Below are 17,870 nucleotides of genomic sequence, written 5' to 3'. Positions count from 1 at the left end.
TCAATCACCGTAAGGCACGATGCCTTAAATATCAAGGAAGCGAACGTCACGGGCGTGCTTCTGGATGAACTCTTTGCGCGGCTCAACCTGATCGCCCATAAGCTCACTTACCGTGCGCTCGGCTTCGGCGGCGTCGTCGATATTGACCTGCAGAAGCGTGCGCGTCGCGGGCTCCATCGTGGTTTCCCACAGCTGCTCGGGGTCCATCTCGCCCAAACCCTTGTAGCGCTGGACGTCAAACTTTTCCGAACCACCCATCTCAGCGAGCGTCTCCGAAAGCGCGTTCTCGTCGTAGATGTAGCGCTCGATCTTCGTAGAACGCGAGTTTTTCTTCTTCACGCCGAAAATCGGCGGGCAGGCAATGTAGACGTAACCGCGATTGATGAGCTCAGGCATATAACGATAGAAGAACGTGAGCAGCAGGATGCGGATGTGCGCGCCGTCGACATCGGCATCGGTCATGATGATGATGCGGTGGTAGCGAGCCTGGTCGGCGTCGAAATCTTCTCCAATGTTCGTGCCGATTGCCGTGATGAGCGAGCTAATCGTCTCGCTTGAAAGCGAGCGGTGAAGACCCGCGCGCTCGACGTTCAAAATCTTACCGCGAAGCGGCAGAATTGCCTGCGTCTTGCGGTCGCGCGCCTGCTTGGCGCTGCCACCTGCGGAATCGCCCTCTACGATGAAAATTTCGGAATCTTCCGCCTTCTTGGAAGAACAGTCGGCAAGCTTGCCAGGCAGCGCGAACGAGTCGAGGACGTTCTTGCGGCGCGTCATCTCGCGCGCTTTGCGAGCAGCCTCGCGGGCTTTCAGAGCCTGCGTCGCCTTCCCGATGATCTTCTTAGCGGGGGAGGGGTTCTCCTCCAGATATTCCGCAAGGCCCTGGGTCACGGCGTTCTGCACGAGCGGGCGGATCTCTGTGTTGCCGAGCTTCGTTTTCGTCTGCCCCTCGAACTGCGGGTCATGCAGCTTTACGGAAATAATCGCTGCCAAGCCCTCACGCGTATCGTCACCCGAAAGATTGGAATCCTTCTCCTTCAGAATACCCTTGCTGCGCGCATAGTCGTTGATCGTGCGCGTCACGGCCTGCTTGAAGCCGTCAAGATGCGTGCCACCCTCGTGCGTGTTGATGTTGTTGGCGAAAGCCATGACGGAGTTCGTCGAATAGGATGTCGACCACTGCATGGCCACTTCTACCGTTCCGTCGGCATTTTCGGCCGAGAAGTAAATGGGCTCGTTAAGCGTTTCCTTGCCCTTGTTCAGGTACTTGACGAAGTCGATGATGCCGCCCATGAAATGGAACACTTCGGTGCGCGGCTCGGCCGCCTTCCCGGAGACGACCTCGCTCGGATTCTCGCGCTCATCGTGCATCGTGATTTTGAGACCTTTGTTCAAAAACGCCATCTCACGGAAGCGCGCCGCGAGCGTGTCGTAATCGTACACCGTGGTTTCCGCGAAGATCTCGGGGTCAGGCCAGAACGTAACCTTCGTTCCCGTGTGGTCCGCTGTTCCAATCTCATGGAGCTTCGTCTTCGTGTGGCCGTGATCGAAATCGATCTCATATTCCTTGCCGTCGCGCCTCACGTTGACCTCGACGCGCGAGGAGAGCGCATTAACGACGGACACGCCGACGCCGTGCAGACCACCTGAGACCTTATACCCTTCGCCGCCGAACTTGCCGCCAGCATGGAGAATCGTCAGAACGACCTCAACCGTCGGAATCTTCTCCTTCGGATGCATGTCCACCGGGATACCGCGGCCGTTGTCGGCTACCGTGATCGAGTTATCAGGATGAATCCATACCTCGATGGAGTCGCAATAGCCGGCAAGCGCTTCGTCGACGGCGTTGTCGACGACCTCGTACACCAGATGATGCAGGCCGCGCGGGCCCGTAGAGCCGATATACATACCAGGGCGCTTGCGCACCGCTTCGAGACCTTCGAGGACTTGAATGTCAGAACCATCGTAATGATCGGGTTTGTTAACCACTGACATGCTCCTTTTCGGTACGTTTGGAAGATGCTTCGCGCAGAACGCGAACTGACCTATTGTACCATAGAAGAATAAAACGAAGCGTTTGAGCGGTTTCTAAGGCCTTCTAACGGATGATTCTGCATTTTTTCGCCATTTATGACCTTTCACCCTTCTTCCATTCCCTGTCGGTTATCATCGCCTTTTCCAGCGCGCGCCTGAGCGAAGGGTTCTCCACAGATGACACCATCTGCTCAACTTCGGTTTTTTCCTCGGGGGAAAGTGGAACCGAGCGGGAACTTTCAGACTTCGTTTCGCACTCATCTCTATAAGGATGACGCTTGCGCATGTCGAATCGGGAAGGGTAGGTTTTGAACTCATCTATCCTCTCACCGAAGCGCTCATGCAGCCGAAGCATAATCAGATGCTGCCTACAGTGGACATCCGAGCGGAAATTCCCGTCATCCATATACACATACAGCGAGCGGATTCCTTCTTCTTCTTTTATATAGACAGCGTTCACATGATCGAGGACGTAGGGAGCATTCTCCTTGTATACATACTCGATCGCATCTTTCCACATCGTACGAACCTCGGCGGCCCGGCGAGCGATGAGCGTCTTTTCGTCAGTCGGCAGCGAGCTGAACAGCCGCGCCATCTCTTTCCCAATCCTAGCCACGTGTCGCCTCCTCACCCAACTGCACAACACGAGCATTCCTGAGAAGGGAATCATCAAAATAGGCGAGATTAGCCGTCGTGATGAACGTCTGCATGTCTCCTGAGATAAATTCCACCAGTGCATGCCTTCTACGCTCGTCGAGCTCGCTCATCACGTCATCGAGAAGGAGCACCGGCTTCTGGCTGAGCATATCCTCGATAATCGACGCCTCGGCAAGCTTGCAAGCAAGGACAATAGAGCGTTGCTGCCCCTGACTTCCATAGTTTCCCGCATTCTTTCCCTCGATGTAGAAGCCGATCTCGTCGGAGTGAGGCCCAACGACGCTCTTTCGGCGGGCGAGCTCCTCGCCGCGGCGCGCTTCAAGGGCGGAAGCGAGCGCATCACGCGCCTCATCTCGAGAAAACGAAGCAACCCCACACGGTGTTTCACGTGAAACAGGGGTCATCCAGGAAGGAGCATACGTCACTTGCAGCTCCTCACCTTGAGCGATGTCAGCGTAACGGCGGGAAATCTCCGGCGCAAGCTTCGCGAACAGCGCCGCGCGATAGCACGCAAGCTGCGCGCCGCAAGTCACCAACGTCTCGTTGATACTGTCAATAAGCGCTACCTGGGATTCCTCTTTTAGAAGCCTGTTCTTGTAGCGGATGACCTTCTCGTAATCCTTCTTAATAAGGTAGTGATTCGGCGAGAGCTGCGACCCTAAAGCATCAATCGCGGTGCGTCGGACGCTCATCGACCCTTTTACCAAGTCGAGATCATCCGGAGTGAAAGACACGGAAGGGATGAGCCCTTTCAAGTCGGCTGGTCGCCGAGCTTTGCCATTCAGCGTGTACTTCCGCTTATGACTTTCAAGCAGCATGACAATATCGAGGACCCGATCGTCTCCTGTCACGCGCGCCTCGGCGCGGGCATAACTTTCCCCATGCTTTATTACCTGGTCGATGAGCGGATGCCGAAACGAGGAAAGCGCCGTCATAAGCTGAATGCCCTCGACAATGTTCGTCTTCCCGATCGCATTCGGCCCCACGAACAAGGTGAGCGCCCCGATATCGTTCAGCTCGAAGCGCTCGTAATTGCGAAAGTTAGTAAACCCTATATGCTCGATGGACAGCGTCACGAGATGCGCACCGGCATGACAAGATACAGGAAGTTTTCAGGGGCTTCCGCTTTGAAGATACCCGGTTCACGAGAAGTTCCCACCTCCAGATACACCGAATCACTCGAAACCGACGAAAGGCCGTCGAGCACGTAAGCGAAGTTGAAGGCGATTTCCGCGTCGTCACCCTCGATGGAGCAGGAAAGCGTCTCCTGAGCGGATCCGACGTCCTGGGAAGCGGCGGACAGCTGAACCGTCTGAGACGCCACATTCAAATCGAACTTAATCGGCGTGGAAGAGGAACCAAGAAGAGACGTTCTCTTCACCGCCGCGACGAGGTGGCTGACGTCGATCTTCGCGCGCGTCCCATGCTTCCCCGAAAGCAGCTGCTTGTAATTGGGAAAATTGCCCTCGATTCGACGATTGATGAAAACGGTGCCCTCGCAGCTGACAAGTATCTGATTCTCTGCGAGCGCGATTTGTACGTTAGACTCAGTTTTCGGCAAGGACGCAATATCCTGCAAAAACGAGCCGGAAATCACCGCCTCGAATTCATCGGCGGCAGAATCAGAGAGCTCCACCTCGACCAAGGCCAAACGATACGAGTCGGTCGCAACCATCTTGAAACGGTTCTCCTCGAGCGTCACCAAAGCACCGGTGAGAATCGCGCGGCTTTCATCTTTCGAGACGGCGCGCGCAACCTTTTTAACCATCGCAGCAAATTTTGTAAAGGGAACCTCAATGCGCTGCGAGGCCTCCACGTGGGGAAAACCAGGGAAATCCTCATAGTTGAGCGCCTTGATCGAAAACGAGGAACTGTCGCAGGTGATGAGCGCATTCTCTTCGTCTGCCTCAACATGGACTGCGGCGTCGGGCAGGTTTTTCACGATGTCGGAGAACAACTTGCCGGGAACAACCGCCTTACCCTCCTCTTCCACGAGTGCAGCCGTCGAATACTGAATGGAAAGCTCAAGGTCGGTCGCCTGGAGAACAAGCGAGTCACCCGTTGCCTCGAGCAAAATACCGGAGAGAACGGGCAGAGTCGAGCGGGTGGATACACCTTTAATAACAATTGCGAGGGCGTTCTGGAGTTCGCTTTTGCTGATGCTTAATTTCAAGGAAACCTTCTCTCTTTCTTTTCTGCTGCGCGTCATTATACAGGCTCGAGCAGACACGGATAATCTTCAACTGAAAGCATCCGAAAATTCAAAGCTCTCTTTCACACAACTCCTTTTTTCACCTCGCTGAAAGGTGAAAAATTGGCTTTTCCCTTTCATTTTTATCCACAATTCCTTCTCATGCATCGTTTTCCACCAGATAAGGCTCTTCCCGTTGTGGAAAATGTTGAAAAACGGGCATTCATGCATAAAGATCTGTGGAAAAGTCGTAATTTACCTCATTTTTATGTAGTTTCCTATCTTTAATTGCTCAACGTTTGCGACCTGGTGTTTTATAAAGAAACAAGATGTTGACCAGGTCGTTTATTAATGCACAACCGAAGGAGAGCATTCTCAATTCCTTCCTTTGAAGGATCGAAAATCATTCACCTGGGGTTTTGATTTTACGCGCGCCGTTCATCAGGCAAAACCGATTTTTTCCTCAAGTCAATGAAAATTTCAACAATCCTCTTTCTCAACTTTTCGTTTTCCACCGTGCTTTTTCGGAGTTTTCAACTTTTATTGAATGAATTGTTAAAAAGTCTGAAAGCACCTCGTAGATTTCCCCAATTCTTTCAACCGAAAGTGAATTTCTTTCTTTCTCAACCAAGAAATGGGCAGGTGGGCTTCTTTCATTGTTGAAAAAAGGCTACAATTCATCTGAATAAAACTAAAAACGCTGAATAAATGGAACACGGTTTTGGAAAAAACGAACAACACCCCACATGACGAGCCAATGACCCAGCCCGAAGGCGAGGGATCCTACGATTACACCTTCGTGACGTCGGTCGCTCGAATCGCACTTTACGACGATTTGCGCAGCGCGCCGCGCGTGACCGAGATAATGCCGGCATCCACGCCCGACTACATCGAGGCGCTCGCGTCGACCATCTACAATCAAGCGAAACAAGCGGGGGGGTCGATTCCCTATACCGTCGTGCGCGAAGTGTCGGAAAACTTCATCCACGCTCGCTTCACCGAAATCATCGTTTCCATCCTCGATGGGGGAAACACCATTCGCTTCGCCGACCAGGGACCGGGCATCAGCGACAAGAAGAAAGCCCAGTTGCCAGGATTCTCCTCAGCGATCGAACCGATGAAGGGCTACATCCGCGGCGTCGGGTCGGGCCTTCCGATCGTATGCGATTATCTGGACTTCACCCATGGTTCCATCTCGATCGACGACAACATCGGGCAGGGAACCGTTGTCACCATCAGCATGAATGGCGAGGCGGATGCCGGCGATGGCGAAGAGCGCGCGCAAGTGGAGCTTCCCGTGGGCAAATACGCGCCCAAAGAGGACCAATTCGTCGCGGAACGAATCGACCCCGGCGCCGTACTACCCACGCAACCCGTACAACAACCTATGCAGCAGCCCATGCAACAACCAGTGGCGCCGTACTACCCGCAGCAAGGGTATGTTCCCCAAGTTGTTCCCACATATGCGCAGATACCTGCCCAACCTTACCTGCAGCAGGTCACGCCCCAGGTCATGCAACCAGTTGTTAACGCTTACCAGCAGCCTTACACCCAGCCTCAGCCCCGTTCGTACGCGGCGCCCGCCCTCAATCCGCGAGAGAAGGCATTCCTCAACGCTCTGCTCGCCGAAGGCCCGCTTGGCGTGACCGACCTCGTCAGGCTCACGAGCACACCTCAAGCAACCGTTTACACCACGCTCAAGAAGCTCCAGGAGGAAGGTCTCATCGAGATGGTTCCTGGGCAGAAGAAGAGAACGCTCACGGCATTCGGCATGGAAATAGCCGAGACAATGTAGCCTACGCTTCATCTGGATTACCTTCGCATGCCGCGCGCGAAACGGTCACGCGCGGCGTTTTTTTGTATACAATTGCAGATACTTCGAATAGGCTCGGGAGACTTATATGGACAGCTCTGAACTCAACCATAATTGGAACAACGTTTGCGAACAGGTGAAGACGTACGACAACGTCGACGCATCGCAGGTCAACGCCTTTTTCTCGCGCCTCGTTCCCCAGGCGATGAGCGAGGGTTTTCTGATGCTTACAGCCGATAACGACTTCATCAAGTCGTGGGTCGAGCAGCATTACCTCGAAATCATCAAACAGGCGCTGAATGATCTTTTCCACGTGCCTTTCAACGTCATCCTCGCCGTAGACGCCGCATCGGCTGCACCCGCGGTGGCGCCGCCAAACCCTCAGACAACCACCCGCGAGCCTCAGAGCGCTCCTGCGAGCCCGGCAACAATGCCCCCAAGTGCTGCCGTTGTCCCCGCACAAGAATATTCACCGACGATCGTCTCGTCCTTTCCTTCGGGTGACCAGTCTCAAATCGCACAACCCCAGCCAGAGCAAGAACGACGATCGACCCTTGTCAATCATTTCGAGGCGGCGTTGGTCGAGCGTGGCGCAGAGGAGCAGCCGCCCACGCACGCGACCCCTCACAAACGCGCGGAGGGGCCTGCCTCCCTCACTTTCGAAAACTTCGTCATCGGCGACTCCAACCGAATGGCTTACTCGATGGCCGTCGATGTTGCGGAAACCCCCGGCAAGATGCATCTCAATCCGCTTTTCATCTACGGCAAGAGCGGGCTGGGGAAAACTCACCTTTTGCGCGCGATCCAAAACTACATCAACGAGACGCGACCGCAGCTGAAGGTGACCTACGTCGATTCCGCAGAGCTGCTCTCGGATTATATGGAAGCCTCGGTGGCACATGACAAGGAAAAATCGAGCTACCGCAACTTCAAGCAGCGCTACGAGGAATCCGATGTGCTGCTCATCGACGACGTGCAATACTTCCAGGGCAAGAAACAGACGCTCGATATCGTGTTCCAAATATTCAACAAGATGACTGACCAGGGAAAACAAGTTGTTCTTTCCGCCGACCGCGCACCTAAAAACATTGATATCGACGAGCGCTACATCACCCGATTCAACTCTGGCGGAACCTTCGACATCCAGCCTCCTGAAATCGAGACGAAGCTCGGCATCGTGAAAAGCTTCATCGAGGAATACCGCGAAAGCGAAGGGGACCCGTCGTTCTCCATCTCGAGTGACATTCAGATGTACATCGCCGAGAACTCCAGCTCGAATATCCGCGAACTGAAAAGCGCCGTCACCAAGATCATCTATCAGATGGCGTTCACTCACAACTCCGACCTGACCCTCGACGACGTGCGCGGCGTGCTCGAGAGCCACTTCTCCGGCGGCCCCTCGAAAAGGCTGGCCGTCGCCGACATTCAACGCGAGGTGGAAAACTATTACAAAATCAGCCACAGCGATATGGTGGGGAAGAAAAGGCCACGTCATATCACCTATGCAAGGAAAATCGCGATGTACCTCTGCCGCCAGATGCTTGATTTGCCCTTCAACGACATCGGCAAGAAATTCAATCGGGATCACACGACCGTGCTGTACTCAGTAAGCGACGTCGAGAAGCAGCTCAAGGAAAGCCGCGACATGAACGAGGAAATCGAAGCGCTGAAGATGATCATTCGAGACCTGTAGAACAATCCACCATTCCCCTTTCGCCTGCTCAAACCCCTCAAAATAGTGTTAATAGCGAGGGGAATAGGTGGTTTTGAGATCAAATAGGGGAAGGCGAGTAACCGCGCGTGCGCATGGCGGGCGGCGGGCAGCTTCGGTCCATGCTTGAAAACCTACTCAAGAATCGGGGAAGAATCGGTAGAAAACCGACAGTTTGAAGTGGAGTGATAACGAAAGCGATAATTCACGTTGGAAAGAAGAACACGCTCTCTACCGAGGGAAATGGATGAGAATAGCTATTTCACCTGGGAAGATGCTTCTTTTTCACCAATCCCCCGCGCTTATTATCATTACAAAGAGAAACATATATACAAAGAAAAAGGGCGAAGAATAAGAAGGGCATCATTCCGCTTGCGGGCATGCGGTTAAGCAAAAGGCCAGCTTAGTGTGAAATCTTTCTAAAAAGCTCTGTTCATCGATGGCTTCTGTGTTATATAATTCAGAAGTTACTCTGCATCCAGCTTGAATTAACAGATCATGAAAGGGATAGAGATATGAAACGTACGTATCAGCCGAACAAGCGCAAGCGTGCTAAGTGCCATGGCTTCCGTTCTCGCATGGCAACCAAGGGCGGCCGTGCCGTGCTCAAGGCTCGCCGCAACAAGGGGCGCAAGCGTCTCTGCGTGTAGCGAGGCTTTTCGTTGGATATCATTAAATCCAGCGCAGAGATCTCCGAGATGTTCTCGCGAGGAAAGCGGATTCATACTCCTTTTCTCACGATAGTCTACGCCTCGGAGAAAACAGAGGGGGCAGTGCAACACGACCTAAGGGGTCGTGTTGCTTTTATTGCAGGGAAAAAGCACGGCAACGCAGTATGGCGCAACTCCGCGAAGCGCCGCATGCGCGCCATCTGTCGAGATCTGCAAGGCCCTTGGGCGGGCTATGATGTGATATTTCTTGCAAAGTCGTCCGTCACCCGCGCTTCTTATAGTAAAGTGCTAACGGCATGCGCCAAGGTAGTCGAAGGATCAGAATTGGTCGCCAAAGGGGATTAGCCATGGTCGATATGCGCAGTACGTTGAAGGGGCTGCCGGTCAAGCTAGCTCTTCTTCTCATCAAGTTCTATCGTGCTGCCGTCTCGCCGTTATTCCCTTCCTGCTGCCGATTCACGCCGACGTGTTCGGAGTACGCTCTGATTGCGTTTCGCCGCTACGGCTTCAAAAAGGGGTTTGTCCTCACTGCGAAGCGCATCTTGAAGTGCCGTCCGGGAGGGCCTTACGGATACGATCCTGTTCCGTAAGGTTCCCTTTGGTATACAGAAGGGAATACTATGTGGGATGTCATTAAGGACTGGGTCTTCGATGTAATCCAGTTCTTCTACAATGGCGTGGGCGACTGGGGTATGGCGATTATCATCATCACCATCATCTTCCGCATCATCGTTGCTCCGCTTGTTCACAAGTCGACGACTGCAAACTTCGCTATGCAGAAGGTTCAGCCGCTGCTTCAAGAGATTCAGACGAAGTTTGCTGATGATCCTGTTCGTCAGCGCGAGGAAATGCAGCGCCTTTACGCGGAGACCAAGTTCAACCCGCTTGCCGGCTGCCTCCCGATGCTCATCCAGATGCCTGTCTTCATTGCACTGTATCAGGTGCTCTATAGCATGGTCGATCGTATGCCCGAAGGCATGACGTATCAGTTCTACCATCTCGTACCTGACCTGACGAAGAACCCGGCAACGGCGATGGGCGAGGGCGTTCTTGCCTTTATTCCCTACCTCATCCTCATGCTCATCTTCGCGTTTGTTACCTTTGCTCCTATGCTCCTTCAGCAGAAGAACAGCAAGGATCAGAATCAGAAACGCCAGATGCTCATGATGTCCGGCATTATGTCGCTGTTCATGCTCTGGATTTCTTGGTCCGCTCCCGCAGGCGTGCTTTTGTTCTGGGGCGCTTCTTCGGTCTTCGCGGTTATTCAGCAGCAGCTCACGATGCATTTCCTGAAGAAGAAGGACGCTGAGGAAGAGGCTGTCGCCGAGGTTGCGCCGGTGAAAATCGACGTTACCCGCAAGGTGAAGAAGCCTCGTCCCACCAAGAAGCGTTAATTGTTTCACGTGAAACATGAGGAGTAGCTATGAGTGAAGATCAGATCGAAGTCACGGAAGAAGAGCTCGACGCTATCGCCGATACCGCTATTGCCGCTTTGCAGGACATCTTGAAATATTTCAACGTTGGCGAAGTGACGATCGATGAATATGAAGGTGACGAAGGAGAGCTTATCCTCGATATCACCGGCGACGATCTTGCAGTGCTGATCGGTCGACATGGCCGCACGCTCGACGCCTTGCAGTTCGTCGTTTCCGCTATCACCGTCCGTTCGATGGGCTTTCGCTATCCTGTCATCGTCGACGTCGAGGGATACAAAAGCCGTCAACGCGAGAACCTCGAGTCTATCGCGCGCTCCACTGCTAATAAAGCCGCAAGCCAACATCGCAGCGTGAAGATGCGACCGATGACTCCCTACGAGCGCCGAATCGTTCACATTGCACTTCGAGACGATGATCGCGTCGATACCGCTTCCGAAGGCGAAGGAAGCGCCCGGCACGTGGTAGTCGTTCCCCGTTAAACTTACTTGAAGCCGGGATGTTTCGAAGAGAAGCATCCCGGCTTTTTTGTTATAAGGAGCAAAAATGGACGTCATCGAGCGTTACCTTGATGAGGTACTTGTAGCGAACGAGACCACCAACCTCACCCGTATCGTATCCCGTGAAAGTGCGGAGGTCTTGCATATCGAAGACTCGCTTTCAGGGTTGAACTACATAAATGAGGCCCCAGACGGGCCTTATGTCGACTTAGGCACAGGCGGGGGATTTCCTGGGGTGCCGTTGGCTGTGCAAACGGGCCGAGACACCCTGCTTGTAGACTCGGTTAAAAAGAAGACTGCGATCATTCAGGGGATTGTGGACAAGTTGGGAATCAGCAACGTTTCCACTTATGCGGGGCGTATTGAGGATTTGGGTCGAGAAATGCCTTCTCATTTTGCTGTTGCCACAGCCCGCGCTCTTTCGCAGCTTCCTTCTTTGATGGAGCTTGCCTCTCCGCTCCTCTTCCAGGGCGGATTGCTTATATGTTATAAATCTCATCTTTCTGATGAGGAGCGGAGTCATGCGCTCTCTCTTGAGGATAAGCTGGGGTTGAAGTGTATTCATGAAGATACGTTCACGTTGTCGGATGGTGAAACGACTCGTTGTATGTTCGTGATGCAGAAGTTCAAGGATGCTGAAGTGAAATTGCCTCGTAAAACGGGTTTAGCTCAAAAACGTCCCTTAAAATAACCGATTCTCGCAGAATCGTTGCAGGATGTTTCACGTGAAACATCTATACTTAATCGAAGTTCAAGAAAGGGGGCCATAGGTGGGTTGGTTCGATAGTCTAAAACGTGAAAGAAAAGAAGCTCAGGCTGTCACTGAAGTTAAAGAACCGATTGTTGAGTCGGTTCCTGCCGTGGATAACGAAGAGGAAACGGTGGAAGAGGAGTACCAGGTGATCGAAAGGGAGCCTGCTCCTCAAATCGAAAACCAGTCCCGCACTGTGCCCGTGAAAACCTACGCCGAAAAGAAGGCAGTGACCCATGTTGTGGGGCAGACAAAGGTTATCGCGATTATCAATCAAAAAGGCGGCGTCGGAAAATCAACGACGGCTATCAATCTTTCGGCTGCACTTGGAGAGATGGGAAAGCAGGTTCTTCTTATCGACCTTGACCCGCAGGGCAACTCCTCTAGTGGTTTAGGTGTTGAGAAGAACAGGGTTTCCCGTTGCATTTACGATGCACTTCTTAACGACATTCCTCTGACCGATATCATCATCCCCGATGTGTCGAAGGGACTCGATGTTGTTCCAGCAACAATCAATTTGGCAGGCGCCGAAGTTGAGCTGGTATCGGAGATGGCTCGCGAGAATCGATTGAAAGATGCTATCGGTCCGATGCGCGGGCGTTACGATTATGTATTTATCGACTGTCCGCCTTCGCTTGGCTTGCTTACGATTAATGCACTCGTTGCTGCCGACAAGCTACTTATTCCCATTCAGTGCGAGTTCTATGCATTGGAAGGTGTGACAAAACTTCTCGATTCGATGAAACGTGTCAAATCGCGCCTCAATCCGTTGCTCGATATCTACGGTGTCCTTCTTACGATGTCAGACAACCGTACGACGCTTTCGCGGCAGGTTTCCGACGAGGTACGTCGTTATTTCGGAAAGATTGTCTTCGAAACCTCCATTCCGCGTACGGTGAAACTTTCCGAGGCCCCCAGCTTTGGGCAGCCGATTACGCAGTATGACCCGACGGGCAAAGGTGCCCAGTCTTATATCGATCTAGCGAAGGAAGTGATTTCCCGTGGCTAAATCCACGAAAGGCGGCTTAGGTCGCGGATTAGATGCTCTTCTTGGCTCGTATGAGGATACCGTTAAGGCAACCCCGGCTCCAGTTCCTACAGCTCGTCCGGCTCAGATTCCCGCTCCCTCCCAGCGTCGGTTGGAGGAAGAGGAAGTGCTCGAACGCGAGGAAATTAACGAGACCTATCCTGAAGACAACATCCATATCAAGGGAGTTGTCCAGCGCCGCGCTGCCGTTCAGGCTCCCGCTGCTGCAGCTGCGAGCGAGGTTGTTCCCCATGAGCCCTCTCCGTGCGTCGTGGAAAAAATTACGAATGAGGTTCCCATTGACTCGGTCCGCCCGAACCCCGATCAGCCTCGAACCCAATTCAAGAAGGAAGAGCTTCAGGAGCTTTCGTCCTCTATTGAGGCTCATGGTCTTCTGCAGCCCATTCTTGTGAGGAAAACAGGTACGGACGCGTATGAGATCATCGCTGGCGAGCGTCGTTGGCAGGCATGCAAGATGGCCGGTCTTAAGAAGATCCCCATCTGCATCAAAGAGGCTGATGATGATAACTCGCTTGAGCTCGCGCTCATCGAGAACATCCAGCGCTCGAATCTGAACCCCATCGAGGAAGCTTACGGATATCGCCGCCTTATGGAGCGCCGCAATATGACGCAATCCGAGGTCGCGCAGGTGATGTCCAAGGGTCGTTCCACGGTGGCCAATGCACTTCGTTTGCTTGATCTTCCCGAGCGCGCCCAACAGCTGCTGTTTGAGGAGAAAATCACTGCCGGTCATGCGCGCGCTATTCTCTCCATTCCCTCGAAGGAAGGGCGCGAGAAGCTGACGCAGAAGCTTGTCGATGAGAAGCTGTCGGTTCGCGAGACGGAGGCAATCGCCCGCCTGCTTTCGGGTAAGAAGGATTCAGCCGAGTCGACGCCGCGAACGCCGACGCCTGCTGCGTTCAAATCGGTTGCCAAATCACTGCGCCGCACGTTCGGGACCAACGTGCGTGTCAAGACAGTGAAGGGCAAGAATAAGATTGAGATCGAGTTCAAGGATGAAGAAGATCTTGAGCGTATCTTCAAGGAAATGACCTCTTCTCGTGACATGTAAGGCGAGATAAGCCTCTTATCTGAATATGGAGTCGAAAAAAGCTCCCTCGTCTCTTAGGTTGGACGAGGGAGCTTCATTTTTACCCCAAGTTATCGAAAAGCGCTATTTAGCTTGTAAAAAGAGGGGTCGCCGAATTTTCTCGGTGACCCCTCGTAAAACTTCTCTTCTATTGTTCTCCCTGCAAGATCAAGGTTCGACCTTGTCGGGAGAAGCGATTTGGGAGTTTGTTACTTGGCTTCCCAAAGCGTGAGGTTGTTGTCGGCTGCAAACTTCTCGACGGTCGTGTCCATGCCTGCCTTATGAGCGGCGTCATAATCCGTCGCAAATTCGACACCCTCGAGGAAGGCCTTGACGGCGGCATCATCGAGCGTCGTCTCGTACAGGGTTACCTCAGCGTACAGCCCCTCGGCGATATCCGTGTAAAGAACTACGCTCGGCTGTTTGTTCCAAGTGAAATTGAGCGTCTTCCACGTGTATTTGCCCAGTTTGACATCGTCGCCTGCCGTGTATTTGTCTTTTGCTGCAGCCTTGTCGAACTGCTCTTGAGCGGTACCTTCATCGATTTCGACGTCAACAATCTTATCGGGGTTCTCGATATTGCGGAATTCGACAATGTTGAGCGGGGAGCTGTTGCCGTTGGGACCCGTCAGCCCGTAGCTTTCGGGCATCTCGCCCTTGAACATGTAGAAGTCGACTGCCTTGCTCTCTTCCTGCGTGGTCTGAGCCGTTTTTTCGCTCGATGCAGCGCTATTGTTCGATGAGGAATTGTCGCTTGAGGTGGACTGGCCCCCGCCGCAGGCGGTAAGGCCGAAGCAGAGGGCGATTGTCGAGGCGGCGATTACGATGGTCTTGGTGATAGGTCTCATGAGCTCCACACTCCTTCTTGTCGGTAGATAAACCCTTGAAATTTCGCTACCTGACAACGTATTTTCAACTCAACTAAAGAACAATTCAGCGAAGTCTCATTTTTCATGCACTTTTGGTTCCTCATGGCTATTATTCAAAAGCAAGGCTTGGGGTTTCTCGGTTTTGGGTGAACATCAGTTTTAATGCGAAGTATTTAGGTTTCGCATAAAGAACGAAGGGTAAACAAAAGGCCGCCGACTACTGTCGACGACCTTAGTAAGGCATTTCTATCAGCTAGGAGAAACTTAAAGGAATGAGTTTCACGCTCAATTATTGGTTGACCTGTTTGTTCTTCAGCTGCCCGCAGGCGCCGGCGATATCGGAGCCGCGCGGCGAGCGAAGCGTTGCCTCGATATGGTGTTTCTCGAGCGAATCGAGCCAGTGTTTGACTGTCTTTTGGGGAGTCGCCACAAAATAGCTGCCCTCGATATCGTTCATAGGGAGGATATTCACGTGGCAAAGCAGCCCCCTGCAGTATTTGATGAGGGCGTCGAGATCCTCTTGGGTGTCGTTGACATCCTGGATAAGGAGATATTCGAAGGTCACGCGGCGATTTGTTTTCTCGATGTAGCGTTCGAGAGAGGAATGCAGGCTTTTCAGGGATTGGCGCGCAACATGTGGCATGATTTCATTGCGAATCGGCTGAATCGCGGAATGGAGAGATACTGCCAGCGTGAATTGCTCGGGCTCATTCGAGAATTGTTTGATGCCGTCGAGCATGCCGCATGTCGATATTGCAATGCGGCGTGCACCGATGTTGAGGCCCTTCTTGTCGTTCATGATGCGCAGCGCGGCGAGCACGTTGTCGTAGTTAAGGAAGGGTTCTCCTTGCCCCATACCGACGACGTTCGATACGCGTCGCCCGAAGTCCTCTTCGACGAAGTAAACTTGATCGACGATTTCGCCGATGGTGAGGTTGCGGGTGAACCCTTCGTGGCCCGTAGCGCAGAAAACGCATTCCATAGGGCAGCCGACCTGCGTCGAGAAGCATACGGTGAGTCGCTCGCGCGAGGCGTCGGCGGGGATTCCGACTGTCTCGACAAGCGCACCATCGGAGAGCTCGAGCACGTACTTTCGCGTTCCGTCGATTGACTCCTGCTTGTCTACAAGCTTGGGTGTAGACAACGAAAATCGGCTTGCAAGTTCCTCTCGCAGCGCGAGCGAGAGGTTCGTCATCTTATCAAACGAGTCAACATGCTTGTACCAGAGCCACTCATAGATTTGTTTTGCGCGGAATGCAGGTTGACCCAGCTCTTTCATAGCTTGCTGAAGACCCTGCATATCGTATGTTTTGATGTCTGTATTCATAAGTGGCATTATAAGTCATTGCTATACTGAAGTGAGAGATTAACGCGCGATGAAGGGGAGATATCATGCCGAGCGCTTTCGATACGTCAACATGCCGCGTTGCATTGCTTTCCGGCGGCACGAGCGGAGAACGGGAAATTTCGCTTGCGTCAGGAAAAGGTGCCCTTACGGCATTGCAAGAGGCGGGGTTTCCTGTCCAATGCTTCGATCCTGCCAAGAAAGAAGATTTGATTGCTCTGATTGATGGCAACTTCGACGTTGCATTTCTTTGCTTGCATGGTCGTAAAGGGGAAGACGGCGTGATTCAGGGCTTCCTGGAGACGATCGGCCTTCCTTATATTGGTCCGGGCGTATGGTCGAGCGCGACGGCTATCAACAAGGCGCGTTCCAAGGAATTTTATCGTCTCGCAGGCGTTCCCACGGCTCCTTCGATGACGATTTCGTCCAACGATTCGCTTGATATCGATTCCATTATTGCCCAAATCGGCACCCATGTGGTGGTTAAGCCTGCAACTGAGGGTAGCTCAATCGGGATTTCGATCGTTGATACTCGCGAAGCTCTGGAGAGGGCTGTCGCCGAAGCATTCGAGCATGACAGTGAGATTGTGGTTGAGAAGTTTGTGCAAGGGCGTGAGTTCACTGTCGCGGTCATTGGCAATGACAAGCCGCGCGCGCTTCCCATTATCGAAATCATTGCCCAAAAAGGCGAATTTTACGATTTTGAATCGAAGTATGCTGCTGGTGGTTCGAAGCATATCTGCCCCGCGGAGCTTTCGGAAGAGGATGCGGAGACGATTAAGAGGGAAGCCGTCGCTGCGCATAAGGCACTTTCGTGCGAGGGCGTTTCCCGCACTGACTTCATCCTCGATGCTGAGGGCAAACCGTGGGCACTTGAGACCAACACGATTCCTGGTATGACGGAGACCTCGCTCCTTCCTGATGCGGCGGCAGCGGCGGGCATTCCCTTCCCCCAGCTGTGCACGATGTTGATTGAGTATGCGCTCGAGCGGAGCGGTCGATAAAGGGTTTCGGGGCTTCAGAGGGATCGTTGACCAAACATGAGGCAGCGCAGTGTGATTCCGTTCGCACTGCGCTGTTTGCGGAGAGAGGCTAGAAAAGCAGCGTTTTGATGGCGAAGATAATTACCGCGATGACAACGATGATGAAGGCAATGCTGACGATGTAGCAGCCGATGTTTCCCGCACGGCCTTTCTCGATGAGCGATTCGCTCATTTTTCGCTGGCTTTTCATCACGACGGTGCCGTTTTCGCTTTTAGGCCTGCTGCTGCGCATGTCAGGCTTCCAGGTGCCGTTCGACTCGATGACCTTCGATATGGCTTGTTCGCCAAGATTGATCTCGGGGCGAATTCCCTCAGCGAGCATAGACGAGATGCTCTTTGAGAACTCCGTGATTGAAGACTCATATTGAGGCTCGAAGCAGAATACGGCCATTTCAGCCCAGTATGTGCCTGGCTCCGGTTCCTGTGTGAACGCGACAAGTGAGAGCAATGCGGTGAATTTCCACCCGCGAGCGTTCAAGACGCGAAGCTGTCGGGAGAAATCGATGGTAAAATGGCCTACTCGCGCCCCGAAACGATTCTTAACCCAGGCTGTATCACCATCGAAGATGATTTCGTAGGAATCGCCGATAATGTTGTCGGCGCTGAGAAGGAGAGCGCCCTCTTTCTTCGATGAAGGCTCGATTTTCTGATATGAGCCGAAATAACGTTCCATGTGCGCTTCCTTCGCTGGATAATGTTTCACGTGAAACATTATCTTATAATTGACGAGTGTTTCAC

At 53.0% G+C, this 17,870-nt stretch carries 18 protein-coding genes; 11 read left to right on the top strand and 7 right to left on the bottom strand.

Annotation, left to right across the window (positions count from 1 at the left end; translation table 11 throughout):
* Nucleotides 1-24: 24 nt before the first annotated feature.
* From gyrB to dnaN, 4 genes are all read right to left on the bottom strand, one after another.
* The gene (gyrB, locus tag ACMRQN_RS07150) at nucleotides 25-1,992 is read right to left on the bottom strand and encodes a DNA topoisomerase (ATP-hydrolyzing) subunit B (protein WP_418734405.1); all 1,968 of its coding nucleotides are present in this window, start codon (nucleotides 1,990-1,992) and stop codon (nucleotides 25-27) included.
* Between the two features lie 133 nt (nucleotides 1,993-2,125).
* Nucleotides 2,126-2,647 (bottom strand): hypothetical protein, encoded by a 522-nt coding sequence (locus ACMRQN_RS07145; RefSeq protein WP_418734404.1) that lies wholly within the window; start codon nucleotides 2,645-2,647, stop codon nucleotides 2,126-2,128.
* Complete coding sequence (gene recF, locus ACMRQN_RS07140) at nucleotides 2,640-3,764, bottom strand: DNA replication/repair protein RecF (protein WP_418734403.1); 1,125 nt, start codon at nucleotides 3,762-3,764, stop codon at nucleotides 2,640-2,642. Before recF ends, ACMRQN_RS07145 begins: the two co-directional genes overlap by 8 nt.
* Nucleotides 3,761-4,861: a DNA polymerase III subunit beta gene (dnaN, locus tag ACMRQN_RS07135; RefSeq protein ID WP_418734402.1), complete on the bottom strand. Its 1,101-nt coding sequence runs from the start codon at nucleotides 4,859-4,861 to the stop codon at nucleotides 3,761-3,763. The genes recF and dnaN overlap by 4 nt, the downstream gene beginning before the upstream one ends.
* A 739-nt stretch (nucleotides 4,862-5,600) precedes the next feature.
* Between dnaN and ACMRQN_RS07130 the strand changes: the two genes are divergently transcribed.
* The 10 genes from ACMRQN_RS07130 to ACMRQN_RS07085 all read left to right on the top strand — a co-directional run bounded on the left by ACMRQN_RS07130 (nucleotide 5,601) and on the right by ACMRQN_RS07085 (nucleotide 13,857).
* Nucleotides 5,601-6,674 carry an ATP-binding protein gene (locus tag ACMRQN_RS07130; RefSeq protein ID WP_418734401.1) on the top strand — a complete coding sequence of 358 codons (1,074 nt, stop codon included), beginning with the start codon at nucleotides 5,601-5,603 and terminating at the stop codon, nucleotides 6,672-6,674.
* Nucleotides 6,675-6,780: 106 nt separating this feature from the next.
* Nucleotides 6,781-8,385 carry a chromosomal replication initiator protein DnaA gene (gene dnaA, locus ACMRQN_RS07125; protein ID WP_418734400.1) on the top strand — a complete coding sequence of 535 codons (1,605 nt, stop codon included), beginning with the start codon at nucleotides 6,781-6,783 and terminating at the stop codon, nucleotides 8,383-8,385.
* Nucleotides 8,386-8,918: 533 nt separating this feature from the next.
* A complete protein-coding gene (gene rpmH, locus ACMRQN_RS07120; RefSeq protein ID WP_158049978.1) occupies nucleotides 8,919-9,053 on the top strand; it encodes a 50S ribosomal protein L34 in 135 nt (44 codons plus the stop codon).
* A 12-nt stretch (nucleotides 9,054-9,065) separates the two neighbouring features.
* Nucleotides 9,066-9,419, top strand: a complete 354-nt coding sequence (rnpA, locus tag ACMRQN_RS07115; protein WP_277013224.1) for a ribonuclease P protein component — start codon at nucleotides 9,066-9,068, stop codon at nucleotides 9,417-9,419.
* 11 nt (nucleotides 9,420-9,430) lie between these two features.
* The gene (yidD, locus tag ACMRQN_RS07110; protein WP_418734413.1) at nucleotides 9,431-9,664 is read left to right on the top strand and encodes a membrane protein insertion efficiency factor YidD; all 234 of its coding nucleotides are present in this window, start codon (nucleotides 9,431-9,433) and stop codon (nucleotides 9,662-9,664) included.
* A 30-nt stretch (nucleotides 9,665-9,694) separates the two neighbouring features.
* Nucleotides 9,695-10,468 (top strand): YidC/Oxa1 family membrane protein insertase, encoded by a 774-nt coding sequence (locus tag ACMRQN_RS07105; protein ID WP_418734399.1) that lies wholly within the window; start codon nucleotides 9,695-9,697, stop codon nucleotides 10,466-10,468.
* Nucleotides 10,469-10,497: 29 nt separating this feature from the next.
* Nucleotides 10,498-10,989, top strand: a complete 492-nt coding sequence (locus ACMRQN_RS07100) for a protein jag (RefSeq protein WP_418734398.1) — start codon at nucleotides 10,498-10,500, stop codon at nucleotides 10,987-10,989.
* A gap of 64 nt (nucleotides 10,990-11,053) precedes the next feature.
* Nucleotides 11,054-11,698, top strand: a complete 645-nt coding sequence (gene rsmG, locus ACMRQN_RS07095; RefSeq protein ID WP_418734397.1) for a 16S rRNA (guanine(527)-N(7))-methyltransferase RsmG — start codon at nucleotides 11,054-11,056, stop codon at nucleotides 11,696-11,698.
* Between the two features lie 79 nt (nucleotides 11,699-11,777).
* A complete protein-coding gene (locus ACMRQN_RS07090) occupies nucleotides 11,778-12,767 on the top strand; it encodes a ParA family protein (RefSeq protein ID WP_418734396.1) in 990 nt (329 codons plus the stop codon).
* The gene (locus tag ACMRQN_RS07085) at nucleotides 12,760-13,857 is read left to right on the top strand and encodes a ParB/RepB/Spo0J family partition protein (RefSeq protein WP_418734395.1); all 1,098 of its coding nucleotides are present in this window, start codon (nucleotides 12,760-12,762) and stop codon (nucleotides 13,855-13,857) included. Before ACMRQN_RS07090 ends, ACMRQN_RS07085 begins: the two co-directional genes overlap by 8 nt.
* Nucleotides 13,858-14,084: 227 nt before the next feature.
* On the opposite strand, the gene ACMRQN_RS07080 is transcribed toward ACMRQN_RS07085, so the two are convergent.
* Together ACMRQN_RS07080 and rlmN are read right to left on the bottom strand one after the other, a co-directional pair.
* On the bottom strand, nucleotides 14,085-14,723 hold the full coding sequence (locus tag ACMRQN_RS07080; protein WP_418734394.1) for a hypothetical protein: 639 nt from the start codon (nucleotides 14,721-14,723) through the stop codon (nucleotides 14,085-14,087).
* Nucleotides 14,724-15,033: 310 nt separating this feature from the next.
* A complete protein-coding gene (gene rlmN / locus ACMRQN_RS07075; RefSeq protein ID WP_418734393.1) occupies nucleotides 15,034-16,080 on the bottom strand; it encodes a 23S rRNA (adenine(2503)-C(2))-methyltransferase RlmN in 1,047 nt (348 codons plus the stop codon).
* A 56-nt stretch (nucleotides 16,081-16,136) separates the two neighbouring features.
* On the opposite strand from rlmN, the gene ACMRQN_RS07070 reads away from it, so the two are divergent.
* Complete coding sequence (locus tag ACMRQN_RS07070) at nucleotides 16,137-17,093, top strand: D-alanine--D-alanine ligase family protein (protein WP_418734392.1); 957 nt, start codon at nucleotides 16,137-16,139, stop codon at nucleotides 17,091-17,093.
* Between the two features lie 88 nt (nucleotides 17,094-17,181).
* On the opposite strand, the gene ACMRQN_RS07065 is transcribed toward ACMRQN_RS07070, so the two are convergent.
* Entirely contained in the window at nucleotides 17,182-17,805 is a 624-nt protein-coding gene (locus ACMRQN_RS07065) for a hypothetical protein (protein WP_418734391.1), read from the bottom strand.
* Nucleotides 17,806-17,870 lie beyond the last annotated feature (65 nt).

Source organism: Ellagibacter sp. (assembly GCF_048412355.1).
Taxonomy (GTDB): Bacteria; Actinomycetota; Coriobacteriia; order Coriobacteriales; family Eggerthellaceae; genus Ellagibacter.
This window is presented reverse-complemented; position numbering and strand designations above follow the sequence as displayed.

What these genes read in the sequence shown, in the direction of transcription:
- ACMRQN_RS07065 (WP_418734391.1), bottom strand. Translation starts at nt 17,805, where the DNA reads ATGGAACGTTATTTCGGCTCATATCAGAAAATCGAGCCTTCATCGAAG.
- rsmG (WP_418734397.1), top strand. Translation starts at nt 11,054, where the DNA reads ATGGACGTCATCGAGCGTTACCTTGATGAGGTACTTGTAGCGAACGAG.
- dnaA (WP_418734400.1), top strand. Translation starts at nt 6,781, where the DNA reads ATGGACAGCTCTGAACTCAACCATAATTGGAACAACGTTTGCGAACAG.
- ACMRQN_RS07105 (WP_418734399.1), top strand. Translation starts at nt 9,695, where the DNA reads ATGTGGGATGTCATTAAGGACTGGGTCTTCGATGTAATCCAGTTCTTC.
- rpmH (WP_158049978.1), top strand. Translation starts at nt 8,919, where the DNA reads ATGAAACGTACGTATCAGCCGAACAAGCGCAAGCGTGCTAAGTGCCAT.
- ACMRQN_RS07070 (WP_418734392.1), top strand. Translation starts at nt 16,137, where the DNA reads ATGCCGAGCGCTTTCGATACGTCAACATGCCGCGTTGCATTGCTTTCC.
- gyrB (WP_418734405.1), bottom strand. Translation starts at nt 1,992, where the DNA reads ATGTCAGTGGTTAACAAACCCGATCATTACGATGGTTCTGACATTCAA.
- ACMRQN_RS07100 (WP_418734398.1), top strand. Translation starts at nt 10,498, where the DNA reads ATGAGTGAAGATCAGATCGAAGTCACGGAAGAAGAGCTCGACGCTATC.
- yidD (WP_418734413.1), top strand. Translation starts at nt 9,431, where the DNA reads ATGCGCAGTACGTTGAAGGGGCTGCCGGTCAAGCTAGCTCTTCTTCTC.
- ACMRQN_RS07080 (WP_418734394.1), bottom strand. Translation starts at nt 14,723, where the DNA reads ATGAGACCTATCACCAAGACCATCGTAATCGCCGCCTCGACAATCGCC.
- rlmN (WP_418734393.1), bottom strand. Translation starts at nt 16,080, where the DNA reads ATGCCACTTATGAATACAGACATCAAAACATACGATATGCAGGGTCTT.